This is a genomic window from Roseovarius sp. MS2 (assembly GCF_051447875.1).
GTDB classification, from domain to species: Bacteria; Pseudomonadota; Alphaproteobacteria; order Rhodobacterales; family Rhodobacteraceae; genus Roseovarius; species Roseovarius mucosus_A.
In genome coordinates this window covers 1,710,068-1,723,414 of the sequence record NZ_JBKHVF010000001.1, presented here as the reverse complement: position 1 = coordinate 1,723,414, position 13,347 = coordinate 1,710,068, and the positions used below count along the sequence as shown (strand labels likewise).

Below are 13,347 nucleotides of genomic sequence, written 5' to 3'. Positions count from 1 at the left end.
TGCGAGGGCATGACAAACAAGGCAGCCCGTGCATCTGATCGCCCTTCCCCGGCGTTTCCCCTGTTCTCGCGCGAAAAAGATCACGCGAGAGGGTCATGATTTGATGCGGTATCCGGTCTTGAAGATCATCCAAACCGCCGCAAGGCAGAGGCCAAAGAACACAGCAACCGCCAAAAGACTGTATCCGATCCCCACATCCGCCACCCCGAAAAACGCCCAGCGAAACCCTGAGATGAGGTAAACAACCGGGTTGAACAGCGTCACCACCTGCCACGCCGGCGGCAACATCGAGATGGAATAGAACGCCCCCCCAAGAAACACGAGCGGCGTGATCACCAACAGCGGGATCAATTGCAATTGCTGAAAATTCTCGGCCCAAATGCCGATGATGAAGCCAAAAAGGGCAAAGGACAGACAGATCATCACCAAAAACAGCACCATGATCCAAGGATGCTGAATATCGAGATCAACAAACAGGCTGGCCGTGATCAGGATCACCGAGCCGATCATCAACGCCTTGGTCGCCGCCGCGCCAACGTAACCCAGCACGATTTCTAGGAAATTGACCGGAGCCGAGAGCAATTCAAAGATCGTGCCGATGAATTTCGGGAAATAGATCCCGAAAGAGGCGTTGGAAATTGCCTGCGTCATCACGCTGAGCATGATCAGGCCGGGCACGATAAAGGCGGCATAGCTCACACCCTCCACCTCTTGGATCCGCCCACCAATGGCGGCACCAAAGACCACGAAATAGAGCGTGGTCGAAATGACCGGCGACAGCAGACTCTCAAGGATGGTGCGGAAAAACCGCTTCATCTCGTAGATGTAAATGGCGCGAATAGCGTGCAGGTTCATGCTGCGTCCTCCCGCACAAGGCCCACGAAAATCTCTTCGAGACTGCTCTGGCGTGTTTCGATGTCTCGCACCGACAGCCCCTCGGCAGCCAAGGCCTGCAAAAGCCGGGTGATGCCGGTGCCCTCGCCGCGTGTGTCATAATGATAGATCAACGCCTGACCATCCGGGGCCTGTTCCAGATCATAGCCAGAGAGAGCCTCTGGCACGTGCTCAAGCGGCGACACCAGATCAATCCGCAAGGATTTGCGCCCCATCCGACGCATCAGCGCGGCCTTGTCCTCGATCAACAGGATTTCTCCCTTGTTGATGACCGCGATCCGGTCGGCCATGGCCTCGGCCTCTTCCAGATAATGCGTGGTCAGGATGATGGTCACGCCGCTTTCTTTCAACCCGCGCACCACCTCCCACATATCCCGGCGCAACTCCACATCGACGCCCGCCGTCGGCTCGTCGAGAAACAGAACACGCGGCTCGTGACAGAGCGCCTTGGCGATCAGAACCCGGCGCTTCATCCCACCCGAAAGCTCGCGAATCCGGTTGTTGCGCTTATCCCAAAGCGAGAGTTGTCGCAAAATACGCTCTATCAGCGCCTCATCCGGCGACCGCCCGAATAGCCCCCTTGAAAAGCGCACGGTGTTGATGACCTTTTCGAAGGGTTCCAACGCAATTTCCTGTGGCACAAGGCCGATCATCGCCCGCGCGGCACGATAGCCGGTCACAATGTCATGCCCCCCGACCGAAGCCCGCCCACCCGTCGGCGTGGTAATGCCGCAGAGTGTCGAAATCAGTGTCGTCTTGCCCGCCCCATTGGGACCAAGCAGCGCAAGGATTTCGCCCTCTTCTATGCTGAGTGTCACCGCGTTGAGCGCGACAAAGCCGCCCTTATAGGTCTTGCTTAGACCCTCGACCGTTACGATAGCTGTCATAGATATTCCCCTTTGTGCGGAACCTAATCCATCGACACCCTAACGCAACGCGCATCCCGGCATAGGTCCCTGTGCGTCGATGCGCGGTGTCGCCGATCAAAGAACAGTCTGTTTTTGTGAGTTTGTTCATAGTTTGCCTGCATGATGCTAGAGTACCGACCACACGGGGTGGCGGGCCTGACGACGGCAAGGGGAACGGGATGATCAAGCATATATTCAGGCTTGTTCTGCTGGCGTGTACGCTGATGACGGGGGTCAGCCAAGCGCAGGCAGAACCGCGCATTCTGGTCATGGGTGATTCGCTTTTGGCGATGCACAAGCTGACTGGGCGCTCTGTTTCCTCGTCGGTGGAACGGGAATTGGGCGTGCGCGTCACCGATATGTCGGTTGCCGGAGCGCGGTTTCTATACCGCCTGCCGATCACCGGCGCGCTTGGCCTGAACATCACCAAGCAATATCGGCAGGGCGATTGGGATTGGGCCGTGCTGAATGGCGGCGGCAATGATCTCTGGCTTGGCTGCGGCTGCATGCGCTGTGGGGGCAAGCTCGATCGCCTGATTTCCCGGGATGGGCGACGCGGCGCGATCCCCGGCTTTGTCTCGCGCCTCCGTCAAAGCGGGGCGCAGGTGATCTATGTCGGTTATCTGCGCACGCCGGGCATCACATCACCTGTGGAACATTGCACCGATGAAGGGGCCGAGATGGATCGTCGCGTGGCGCTCTTGGCGGGGCTTGACCGGGGGGTGCATTTTCTGCCCCTTGCAGACATGGTGCCGCATGGCGACCGAACCTATCACGGGATCGACCTCATTCACCCCTCGTTCAAGGCCAGCCGCATGATCGGCCAACGTATTGCGGATGTCATCGCCGGAAATGACCCCGGCACCGTATCCCGCAATCGACTTCTGACAGAGTGATGCAACCTAGCTGATCAACCGTTTAAGCCAGCCTTTCTTTTCCGCCTCGGGTTCAGGATCGTCCTCTGACGGACCTTCCAGCACTTCTTCGAGGCGGGTAAAGAACTGATCCGCCATCTTTTTGGCAAAACCGTCCACCAACCGGCTTCCCAGCTGCGCCAGCTTGCCGCCGACGCTCGCCTCGACATCATAGCTCAGCCGCGTGCCGGTTTCACTGTCTTCCAGTCGCACATTGGCCCCGCCCTTGGCATAGCCTGCGGCCCCGCCTTTGCCCTCGCCGGTCAGGGTCAGACTTTCCAACTCCACGATGTTCGACACTTTGACCATGCCCTTGAACGTCGCCTTCACCGGCCCGACCTTTTGCACAACGGTCGCCTCGAACCCCTCTTCGGGCGTGCCCGTCACCTCCTGCGCGCCGGGCACACATTCCTTGAGCACCTCGGGGCTAAGCAGGGCCGCCCAGACCGTCGCCCGATCCGCCTTGATGTCGCGCGCGTCACTCATCTGCATCTGCTCGGTCCCTCCCGTTCCCCCACACCCCTACCCTAGCGCAGCCCCAATGCCGCGCCAAGAGAGCAGAAAGTCGGAGCGGCGCGAGGCATCTGGCCTTCGCGCGCGCCTGCCCTTACCCTGCGCCCAAACAAGATTGGGGCAAAGATGCTGTCAGGTCTGCGCGTGGTGGAATTCGAAGGGCTGGGGCCCGCGCCCTTTGCCGCGATGATGCTGGCCGAAATGGGCGCAGAGGTGATCGTGATCCACCGCCCCGGTGCAGGCAATCCCGTGGCGGGCGCCAAGAACTTGCTCGACCGTGGCAAGCGGTCCATCGTGCTGGATCTTAAAACCACAGCGGATACCGCCATTGCCCGCGCCCTGATTGAACGCGCGGATGCGCTGATCGAGGGATTTCGCCCCGGCGTGATGGAGCGGCTGGGTCTGGGGCCAGAGACGATGCAGGCCGCCAACCCGCGCCTTGTCTATGGGCGCATGACCGGCTGGGGGCAGGACGGGCCGCGCGCCTATGAGGCGGGGCATGATCTCAACTATATCGCCACCTCCGGCGCGCTCTGGTATGCGGGCGCGCCCGGCACGCCGCCGCAGACGCCCGCTACCCTTGTAGGCGATGTGGGCGGCGGCGCGCTTTATCTTTTGGCCGGGATGCTGGCGGGTCTGATCCGCGCCGCGCGCACCGGACAGGGCACCGTGGTGGATGCGGCCATTGTCGATGGCTCGGCGCATATGATGGCGCTTTTGATGTCGATGATGCCCACCGGCAACCTCAGCATGACGCGCGGTCAAAGCCTGCTTGATGGCCCACATTGGAGCCGCGTCTACGCCTGCGCCTGCGGCGGCTGGCTCACGGTGCAATGCCTTGAGCCACAGTTCTACGCCGCGTTCCTTTCCCGCCTTGGCCTGTCGGACGATCCTCATCTTGCGGCGCAGCACGACCGCGCGCAATGGCCCGAACAGGGGGCCAGATTGGCTGCCCTCTTTGCCGCGCAGCCGCTGGCACATTGGGCCGAGGTCTTTGCCGGGTCGGATGCCTGCGTCGCGCCGGTTTTGCGCCCCGATCAGGCCGCACAAGATCCGCATATGGCAGCGCGTGGCGTCTGGCAGGAGGGTGGCGGCGGCCTTAGCCCCGCCCCCGCCCCCCGGTTTGACGGTCAACGCCACAGCGTCGCCCCACCACCCACACGCGGAGAGCACAGCGCCGAAATTCGCGCTTGGCTTGATGCGCCCCTCTGACCCTAGGCAAAAGGACCACCCTATGCCCATTTACGTCGATGCTGATGCCTGCCCAGTCAAGGACGAGGTCGAGCGTGTCGGCACGCGGCACGGGCTGCGGATCTTTGTGGTCTCGAACGGCGGTCTGCGCCCATCGCGCAATCCGCTTGTCGAGATGGTGATTGTGCCCGACGGCCCCGACGTGGCCGATATGTGGATCGCCGAGCGCGCGGGGCCGGGCGATGTAGTCATTACCGGGGATATCCCCTTGGCCGCGAAATGCGTGGCAGCGGGCGCGCTGGTGCTCAAACACAACGGCGAGGCGCTGACGGGGGCCAACATCGGCAACGTGCTCGCCACGCGCGACCTCATGGCCGACCTGCGCGCCGCAGACCCCTTTCGCCAAGGCGGCGGCAAAGGGTTTACAAAGGCCGACCGCTCGCGTTTTCTGGACGCTCTGGAACGGGCGGTGCGGGCTGCGGCCCGTAACATCTAAAGGACGTCCCATGACCACCGCCGCAACCATTCAGCGTTCCAACCTGATCGGCGCTGGCTATGCGCTGGCGGCGGTGCTGTGTTTTTCGCTCAACGATGTGGGGATCAAGTTTCTCTCGGATAGCTATGCCCTGCATCAGGTAGTGTTCATCCGGGCACTGGTGGGCATGGCGGCGTTTGTGGCCTTTGTCATGCCTTTTGCGGGCGGTCTGGCCCTTATACGCACGCGCCGCCCGAAAATGCACCTTTTGCGCGGCCTCTGCGTGGTCAGCGCCAATACCTGTCTCTTTCTGGGTCTGGCGGCAATGCCGATTGCCGATGCCGTGGCGGTGTTCTTTGTCTCACCGCTGGTGATCACCGTGTTCTCGGTGCTGTTCCTGCGCGAGAGCGTCGGCACCCGGCGATGGGCGGCCATTGCCGTGGGGTTTCTGGGCGTTTTGGTGATCGTCAAGCCGGGCACAGCGGCGTTTCAACTGGCCTCGCTTTTGCCCATTGCGGCGGCGTTTCTCTACGCCGTCATGCATATCCTCGCGCGCAAGATCGGCGGCACCGAGAGCGCGCCAACCATGGCCTTCTACATCCAGCTTACCTTTATCATCGCCAGCACGATCATCGGCCTCAGCTTTGGCGACGGGCGCTTTGCCGGGATGGGGCATCCCTCGCTTGAATTCCTGTTCCGCGCTTGGGTTTGGCCCGCGCCGGGGGATTGGCCGATCCTGATCATGCTTGGCATATCCGGCATGTTGGGGGGCCTCTTCATCTCTCAGGCCTACCGGCTGTCCGAGGCCGCCTTTGCCGCGCCCTTTGAATATGTCGCCATGCCGATGGCGATCATGTGGGGGGTGACGGTGTTTGGCACCTGGCCCGATGCGACCGCTTGGATCGGAATTGCCCTGATTGTGGGCTCTGGGCTCTATCTCTTGTGGCGCGAGTCGGTCAAGGATGCGACGCTGGCCGCCAAAGCGCCAACCTATCGCCGCTAAACACAGGAGAGACGCATGAGCCTGACGATCATTCCTTTTGCCCAAGGCGAGGCGCATCTGGACTGGCTCGGTCTCTGTGCTGCGTTCGAGGCGGGGCACCGCCTGCCCAAGGCCGAGATTGCCGATACGCTGCTCTACCGGGGCCGCGATACACTTCTCAATCGCGCGGCATGGATTGACGGCATGGGGCTCGCGGTGAAATCCGCCACGATCTTTCCGGGCAATCCAGAGCGGGGCGAGCCCATGATTAACGGGGCGGTCAATCTTTATTCCGATAGCGATGGCACGCTCGAGGCGCTGGTTGATTTCCACCTTGTGACCAAGTGGAAAACCGCCGGTGATAGCCTCTATGCTGCCACCCGGCTGGCGCGGCCCGATAGCGAAACCATCCTGATTGTCGGCGCGGGCACCGTGGGCCGCTCGCTTTGGCAGGCCTATCGCGCGGTCTTTCCGCAGGCGCGGTTCAGCATCTGGAACCGCACCTGCGCCAATGCCGAGGCGATGGCGGCAGAGTGTGAGGGGATGAGCGTAGCCGAGGATCTGGAAACAGCGGTGCGCGCGGCGGATATCGTCACCTCTGCCACCATGTCCAGCGATCCGCTGATCAAGGGGGGCTGGCTGCGCCCCGGTCAGCACATTGACCTGATCGGGGCCTATCGCCCCGATATGCGCGAAGCGGATGATGCCGCCATCGCCCGGGCGCGGGTGTTTGTCGATAGTTTCGACACCACAGTGGATCATATCGGCGAGATCAAGGCGCCACTGGACACCGGGGCGATCACCCGGGATCACCTGATTGCAGATTTCTACCAGCCTGAACGCTTCCGGCGACAATCGCCCAAAGATATCACCTTGTTCAAAAACGGTGGCGGCGCGCATCTCGACCTGATGACAAGCCGCTATATTCTCGACGCCTGGAGGGCGGCGGCATGATCTGGCTTGGCCTTTTGATCCTAGTGGGGCTGCTCATCGCCGCCCCGTTTCTGCGCGAAGCGATGAAGCCTGTAATGAATGACAGGCTCCGCAAACATGCCCCCGGCGACTTTGCCCATCTCTCACGTGGGATCACGCATTATCGCTGGCTGGGGGCCACGCGCGGGCCGGTGGCGGTTTGTGTGCATGGTCTGACCACGCCCTCTTTTGTCTGGCAGGGCATCGCGGCGGGATTGGGCAAACTTGGCTACCGCGTGCTGGTCTATGACCTTTATGGGCGCGGCTATAGCGATAGGCCAGATGGCCCGCAGGACAGCGCCTTTTTCATCAACCAGCTTGAGGAATTGCTCGAGGATCAGGGCATTACAGGCGATTTTACGCTTCTGGGCTATTCCATGGGCGGCGCGATTGCCACGGCCTTTGCCGCCCTGCATCCCGAGCGCCTGCGCGCGCTCATTTTGATTGCGCCTGCGGGCTTTGGGCATGATCTGGGACCGCTGGCAGAACGGGTGGCGCGCGGCGGCTGGTTTGCGCAATGGCTGATGCTTGCCGGATTCCCGCGCAGCTTTCGCAAAGGCTGCGAAGCAGAGCGGCATCTGCCCTCCAGCGTGCCGGGCATCGTCGATCTGCAACAGGCCCAACTGCGCACTCGCGGCTTTGTGCCTGCGGTCGCCCGTTCCATCAGTGGGATGGTCTCAGAGGATCTGACCGAAGAGCATGCGGATATCGCCGAAAGCCGCCTGCCCGTGCTGGCGATCTGGGGGCGCGAAGATACCGTTATCCCGCTGCGCAGCATGGCGCGACTGGCCGAGGTCAACCGAAACGCCCGCCAAGAGGTGATCGAGGGCGCGGGCCATGGCCTGACCTATACCCACAGCGACGCGGTGTTGACCGCGCTGCGTGATCTGATGCGCGATTAAGCTGCCTGCAACCGCCGCTCCTTGATCGGCAGGTGGACGATGGCCGAGAAGGCGCCGACACCCACACCAATCCACCAGACCATCGTATAATTCCCGTAAAGATCATACATCTTGCCACCCAGCCAGACGCCCATAAAGCTGCCAAGCTGGTGGGAAAAGAACACGATCCCATAGAGTGTCCCCATGTAGCGCAACCCATAGAGATGCGCGACGAGACCGGATGTCAGAGGCACGGTCGCCAACCACAGCGCCCCCATCGAGACCGAAAAAAGCAATACCGTCGCAGGCGTAATTGGCGTCATGATGAACGCCGCTGCAATCAGCGTCCGGCCCAGATAGATACCCGCCAGCAGGTTCTTCTTGGAATAGCGCTTGCCCAGCCATCCTGCCGTCAGCGTGCCCGCGATATTGGCCAGACCGATGATCGAAATCGCCACAGCGCCCAGCGCAGAGGTGGTGGTGATGCCAATATTATGCAGCGCCCCACCGGGAAGGATAGGGCCACACATCTCGGTGACAAAGGCCGGGAAATGCGCGGTGACAAAGGCCAGTTGATAACCGCAACTGAAAAAACCGAGGAAGATCAGCGTATAGGACGGATCGCGAAAGGCGCGGCGCAGGATCGTGCCCATCGATTCCTCGATCACCGTGCGGTCCACCGGGGCGGGCGCGCGCATCAGCGGCAGCATCGCCAGCACCGCGATGATCACGGCGGCAAAGATCAGGAACACGCTCTGCCATGTCATCAGCGAGAGCATGAATTCTGCCAGAGGCGCGCCAAACACCTGCCCCGCCGATCCCGCAGCAGTGGCAATGGCGAGGCTCATCGAGCGGTTCTCGTCCGAACTTGCCCGCCCGACCACGGCGAGGATCACGCCAAATCCGGTGCCCGCGATGCCAAAACCCACGAGAATCTCATAGAGTTGATGCGCCTCTGGCGTGACAGCAAAGGACGACAGCACCAAACCCGCCGCATAGGTCAGCGCGCCCAGAATGATCGCCTTTTGGTCGCCGATCTTTTCGGCCAGCGCGCCAAAAATCGGCTGGCCAAAGCCCCACGCAAGATTCTGGATCGCGATGGCCAGCGAAAACTCGGCGCGGGGCCAATTGAACTCGGTCGCAATCGGAATCTGAAACACGCCAAACGAGGCGCGGATCGCAAAGGAAATCAGAATAATGGTGCAACCCGCCACAAGAACGGGGGTAATCAGGGGGGCGGATTTCGGCATTGGATCCTCGCGCGCTATCCCGGCACTCTAGGCTAATCGTAAGAGGCGTCAATTCAGGCTTTGTGATGGGCCGCATCACGTTTTGCATCACCCGAGGAGTTGTGACACCATGCGGCTATTCGCATCGGTCAAGGCCTCGATCACGTCGAAATGGTGACGCCCGGCAGCAATCTCATGGCTCGCATTCCACGCCTCTGCCAGCCATCGCGCCTGATCCAGAAACACGGGCCGCTCATCAGAGCCAACCCAGACCGTGACTGGCACAGACAAGGGCCGCATAAGCGCCGGGCTCTCGGCCTCTGCCGCCGCCCGGTCCAGCCGGAAGTGTTCATTCATCGAGGTTTCCAGCAAGGGGCGCAGATCCGAGACCGGCGAAATGGGCATGACATGGCTGAGCCGCGCAGCCACATCACCGGGCAAGACCCCCGGCACCGCCATCCGCGCCACCAAATGCCCGCCCGCAGAATGCCCAACCAGCGCCAGCGGCCCCTCATGGCGTGCGGCCAGAACGCAGAGCGCGCGGGCAATCTGTCGGGTGATGTCCGCAATCCGCACCTCGGGGCAGAGATCATAAGAGGGCATGGCCACCGCCCAACCGCGTGCGAGCGGCCCTGCCGCCAGATGCGACCAGAGCGACCGATCAAACCGCAGCCAATAGCCGCCATGCACAAAGACGCATAGCCCCCGTGCCGCCCCTTTGGGGTGAAACAGGTCAAATGCCTGCCGCGCACCTTCGCCATAGGCCAGTCCAAGCTCTGCGCGCCGCTCCGCGCTCAACTTGGCACGAAACGCCTCGGCGGCCACGGTCCAGCGTGCCGGATATTGTGCCCCACCCGGAATATAGGGCACATTTGCATAGGCATCGTCCAGTTCCACGGCGTATTCCTCCCTATCTGGCCCTAGACATTCCTAGCCCAAGCTGGTCTGTCATGGCGAGATAAAAGCCATGCCAAGAGGGAAACGCAATGACCAAGACCGACCTGAAATCCATGCTCAAGGACCCCAGCCTGCTGTGCGAGCGGGCCTATATCAATGGCGAGTGGGTGGATGGCGATAATGGCACCTTCGAGGTCACGAACCCCGCGCGCGGGGACGTCATCGCGCATGTGGCCGATCTTAGCCGTGCGCAGGTGGCCCGTGCCATTGCCGCCGCCGAGACCGCGCAAAAGGAATGGGCGAAATGGACCGGCAAAGAACGCGCCGCCGTCCTGCGCCGTTTCTTTGATCTGATGATGGAAAACCAGCATGATCTGGGCGTGATCCTGACCGCCGAACAGGGCAAACCCCTGACCGAAGCCAAAGGCGAAGTGGGCTATGGGGCCTCCTTCATTGAATTCTTTGGCGAAGAGGCCAAGCGCATCTATGGCGAGACCATTCCCGGCCATCAGCGCGACAAGCGCATCACCGTCATCAAGCAGCCCATCGGCGTCGTCGCTTCGATCACACCGTGGAATTTTCCCAATGCGATGATCACCCGCAAGGCTGCTCCGGCACTTGCGGCGGGGTGTTCTTTTGTCGGGCGTCCGGCGGCGGAAACCCCGCTTTCGGCCACCGCGATGGGCCTTTTGGCCGAGCGCGCGGGCCTTCCGGCGGGCGTGTTCAACATCGTCACCTCCTCACGCGCCTCTGAAATTGGCAAGGAATTCTGCGAGAACCCGGCCGTGCGCAAGATCACCTTTACAGGCTCGACCGAAGTGGGGCGCATCCTGTTGCGCCAAGCCGCTGATCAGGTGATGAAATGCTCGATGGAATTGGGTGGCAACGCGCCCTTCATCGTGTTCGACGATGCCGATCTTGATGCGGCGGTCGAGGGCGCGATCCTGTGCAAATTCCGCAACAACGGTCAGACCTGCGTCTGTGCCAACCGCATCTATGTGCAGGCCGGGGTCTATGACGCCTTTGCCGCCAAGCTCAAGGCTGCGGTGGAAAAGCTCAAGATGGGCGACGGGATGGACGACGGTGTGGCCCTAGGCCCGCTTATCAACGCCGATGCGATCGTCAAGGTGCAAGAGCATGTGGCCGACGCCAAGGCAAAAGGCGCCTCGGTCATTTTGGGAGGCGGCGAGCCGGTGCAAGGCGCGGGCTTTTTCCTGCCCCCGACCATCGTCACCGGCTGCACACAGGATATGGCCTTTGCCACCGACGAGACATTCGGCCCGCTGGCCCCCCTCTTCAAGTTCGAGAGCGTGGATGACGTCATCGCCATGGCCAATGACACGATCTTTGGTCTCGCCTCTTATTTCTACGCTAAGGATCTCAGCCGCGTCTACAAAGTGGCCGAGGCGCTGGAATACGGGATCGTCGGAGTCAACACCGGCATCATCTCGACCGAGGTTGCGCCCTTTGGGGGGGTCAAGCAATCCGGGCTTGGCCGAGAAGGCAGCCATCATGGGATCGAGGACTTCCTCGAAATGAAATACATTTGCATGAGCATCTGACCAAAGCGGCACTCGACCAAAGTCAGGTCCCTCGCTAGGATGTGACCAAGTCTTGAAGCAAAGGAGGCCGGCAATGCCCCGCTCTTTCCTTTTGGCCGGCCTGATGGCTGTGGTCTGCGCCTCCACGGTGCAGGCGCAGAACGACGAAGCCCGGCTTGTCTCCGGCGCAGTCGGCTATCTGCAACGGATAGCCCTGCCCCCCGATGCCCGCGCCGTGGTTGTGGCCGAGGGGCGGTTTGGGGCCATGCTGGGCGAGGTGACGCTGGACGCGGATGGCAAACAGGTGCCGCTGCCCTTTGAGATGACGGTGCCTGCCAACCTGTCCGGGCGGCTGAGTGCGGTGATCCGGGTTAACAACCAACCCCGCTGGCTTTTGAGGGATCTGCCCTTTGCTGATGGAACGGAGCCGGTTGATCTCGGTGAGCTGATATTAGAGCCGGTGACGGCGCTCGCCTTTGCGGTTGATTTCATCTGTGGCGATACCACGGTCTCTTTCGGAATCCTGGGCGAAGAAACGGTGCTGCGCGCCGAAGGGCGCGATATCCCGATGAAACAGGTCATCTCTGCCTCAGGTGCCCGGTTCGAAGGTATCAAAGAGCCAGAAACAGAGTTCTGGAACAAGGGCGATATGGCCATGCTCCGGCTGGAAGGGCGCGACCTGCCCGAATGCCAAGAGGTGCCGCCGCCACAACAACAAAGCTATCGTGCCGGCGGAAATGAACCGGGGTGGTCTGTTGTGCTAACCGCAGAAAACGCAGAGATTACCGCCGATTACGGCGAGATCACCCATAGCCTGCCGCGCCCGGATGTGCAGGTTTTGCCCGGCGCTTACGTGTTTGACATGCCCGAGATTGCGGCGCAGCTGACCATCCGCGAAGGCATCTGCCGCGACGATGCCACCGGCATGCCCCACCCCGATGCGGCACAGTTAACCCTTGGCGAGCGAGAGTTTAGCGGATGTGGGGGCGCGCCCGAGGACCTTCTGACAGGGCCCTCTTGGCAGGTGACGGTGCTGGGTGAGACCCCGCTGATCGAGCCGGAACGCCTGACCCTCAACTTCATCACACCTGGGCGCGTCGCGGGCAGCTCTGGCTGTAACCGTCTGGTGGGCGGCTATACATTGACGGGCGAGGGGCTACAGTTTGGTGCCATGGGGAGCACGATGATGGCCTGCCCCGAACCTCTGATGGAGCAAGAACGCCGCATGCTCGATGCGCTGGAACAGGTGACGCGGTTCGATATCGCCGAGGATGGCGCGCTGCGCCTGATCGGCGGTGCAACGGATGGCGTGCTGATCGAGGCGCGGCGGCCCTGAGCAGCAACGCCCGGCCAGACTGCTCTGACCGGGCGCAGGCATAGCTTCAGGTTCAGTTCACTTTGTCGACATCGACCACATCCTTGGTCACGACGTCACCGCTGGCAATCGCAATCCGGCGCGGTTTGAGCGCCTCAGGAACCTCGCGGCGCAGGTCGATATGCAGCATCCCATCGGCGTGGGTGGCGCCGATCACCCGCACATGATCCGCGAGTTGGAACCGGCGTTCAAACGCCCGCGTCGCAATACCACGATGCAGATAGGTGCGGCCCTCTTCTTCATCGCTCTTGCGCGCCGAGACGACAAGTGAGCCTTCCTTGACCTCAACACCCAGATCATCAGCGGCAAAACCCGCGACGGCAATCGAGATGCGATAGGCATCATCAGCGGTCTTTTCGATGTTATAGGGCGGATAGGTCGGCTGGGCCACGTCACTGGACATCACACGATCCAATAGGTCGGCAATCTGGTCGAAACCGACAGTGGCGCGATAGAGCGGGGCTAGATCAAAATTACGCATGGGTCATCCTCCATTGAGCGATACCAAGTTGGCGCCTTCCCCTTTGGGGACAGGCAATCTGTCCGGCCCATCCTGCGGCACCGGAACGCTCTTG

The 13,347-nt window shown here is 61.7% G+C and carries 14 protein-coding genes; 8 read left to right on the top strand and 6 right to left on the bottom strand.

Annotated elements, in window-relative coordinates; all coding sequences use genetic code 11:
• Positions 1-93: 93 nt before the first annotated feature.
• Both ACLGGT_RS08510 and ACLGGT_RS08505 read right to left on the bottom strand, forming a co-directional pair.
• Positions 94-855, bottom strand: coding sequence for an ABC transporter permease (locus tag ACLGGT_RS08510; protein WP_081507076.1), 762 nt, complete (start codon positions 853-855; stop codon positions 94-96).
• Positions 852-1,781, bottom strand: a complete 930-nt coding sequence (locus ACLGGT_RS08505; RefSeq protein ID WP_081507077.1) for an ABC transporter ATP-binding protein — start codon at positions 1,779-1,781, stop codon at positions 852-854. The genes ACLGGT_RS08510 and ACLGGT_RS08505 overlap by 4 nt, the downstream gene beginning before the upstream one ends.
• 200 nt (positions 1,782-1,981) lie before the next feature.
• Between ACLGGT_RS08505 and ACLGGT_RS08500 the strand changes: the two genes are divergently transcribed.
• Positions 1,982-2,698, top strand: coding sequence for an SGNH/GDSL hydrolase family protein (locus ACLGGT_RS08500; RefSeq protein WP_437195700.1), 717 nt, complete (start codon positions 1,982-1,984; stop codon positions 2,696-2,698).
• A 6-nt stretch (positions 2,699-2,704) separates the two neighbouring features.
• Here the strand turns inward: ACLGGT_RS08500 and ACLGGT_RS08495 are convergent, their stop codons facing one another.
• Complete coding sequence (locus tag ACLGGT_RS08495) at positions 2,705-3,208, bottom strand: CoxG family protein (protein WP_008281401.1); 504 nt, start codon at positions 3,206-3,208, stop codon at positions 2,705-2,707.
• A gap of 147 nt (positions 3,209-3,355) precedes the next feature.
• Here ACLGGT_RS08495 and ACLGGT_RS08490 point away from each other — a divergent pair, with 147 nt between their 5' ends.
• Genes ACLGGT_RS08490 through ACLGGT_RS08470 form a run of 5 tightly spaced genes read left to right on the top strand, consistent with a single transcriptional unit; the run spans position 3,356 to position 7,751 of the window.
• Positions 3,356-4,441 carry a CaiB/BaiF CoA transferase family protein gene (locus tag ACLGGT_RS08490; RefSeq protein WP_437195698.1) on the top strand — a complete coding sequence of 362 codons (1,086 nt, stop codon included), beginning with the start codon at positions 3,356-3,358 and terminating at the stop codon, positions 4,439-4,441.
• 22 nt (positions 4,442-4,463) lie between these two features.
• On the top strand, positions 4,464-4,916 hold the full coding sequence (locus ACLGGT_RS08485) for a YaiI/YqxD family protein (RefSeq protein ID WP_008281399.1): 453 nt from the start codon (positions 4,464-4,466) through the stop codon (positions 4,914-4,916).
• Between the two features lie 10 nt (positions 4,917-4,926).
• Complete coding sequence (locus ACLGGT_RS08480) at positions 4,927-5,898, top strand: DMT family transporter (RefSeq protein WP_008281398.1); 972 nt, start codon at positions 4,927-4,929, stop codon at positions 5,896-5,898.
• 15 nt (positions 5,899-5,913) lie between these two features.
• On the top strand, positions 5,914-6,831 hold the full coding sequence (locus ACLGGT_RS08475; RefSeq protein WP_437195695.1) for an ornithine cyclodeaminase family protein: 918 nt from the start codon (positions 5,914-5,916) through the stop codon (positions 6,829-6,831).
• Positions 6,828-7,751 carry an alpha/beta fold hydrolase gene (locus ACLGGT_RS08470; protein WP_219435623.1) on the top strand — a complete coding sequence of 308 codons (924 nt, stop codon included), beginning with the start codon at positions 6,828-6,830 and terminating at the stop codon, positions 7,749-7,751. Before ACLGGT_RS08475 ends, ACLGGT_RS08470 begins: the two co-directional genes overlap by 4 nt.
• On the opposite strand, the gene ACLGGT_RS08465 is transcribed toward ACLGGT_RS08470, so the two are convergent.
• Together ACLGGT_RS08465 and ACLGGT_RS08460 are read right to left on the bottom strand one after the other, a co-directional pair.
• On the bottom strand, positions 7,748-8,980 hold the full coding sequence (locus ACLGGT_RS08465) for an MFS transporter (protein ID WP_008281395.1): 1,233 nt from the start codon (positions 8,978-8,980) through the stop codon (positions 7,748-7,750). The genes ACLGGT_RS08470 and ACLGGT_RS08465 overlap by 4 nt on opposite strands.
• A gap of 87 nt (positions 8,981-9,067) precedes the next feature.
• Positions 9,068-9,856, bottom strand: a complete 789-nt coding sequence (locus ACLGGT_RS08460) for an alpha/beta hydrolase (RefSeq protein ID WP_437195693.1) — start codon at positions 9,854-9,856, stop codon at positions 9,068-9,070.
• 89 nt (positions 9,857-9,945) lie between these two features.
• Here ACLGGT_RS08460 and ACLGGT_RS08455 point away from each other — a divergent pair, with 89 nt between their 5' ends.
• Together ACLGGT_RS08455 and ACLGGT_RS08450 are read left to right on the top strand one after the other, a co-directional pair.
• A complete protein-coding gene (locus ACLGGT_RS08455; protein WP_008281393.1) occupies positions 9,946-11,418 on the top strand; it encodes an NAD-dependent succinate-semialdehyde dehydrogenase in 1,473 nt (490 codons plus the stop codon).
• A 73-nt stretch (positions 11,419-11,491) separates the two neighbouring features.
• Entirely contained in the window at positions 11,492-12,733 is a 1,242-nt protein-coding gene (locus tag ACLGGT_RS08450) for an META domain-containing protein (protein ID WP_437195691.1), read from the top strand.
• A gap of 52 nt (positions 12,734-12,785) precedes the next feature.
• Here the strand turns inward: ACLGGT_RS08450 and ACLGGT_RS08445 are convergent, their stop codons facing one another.
• Positions 12,786-13,253, bottom strand: coding sequence for an Hsp20 family protein (locus ACLGGT_RS08445; protein ID WP_008281391.1), 468 nt, complete (start codon positions 13,251-13,253; stop codon positions 12,786-12,788).
• Positions 13,254-13,347 lie beyond the last annotated feature (94 nt).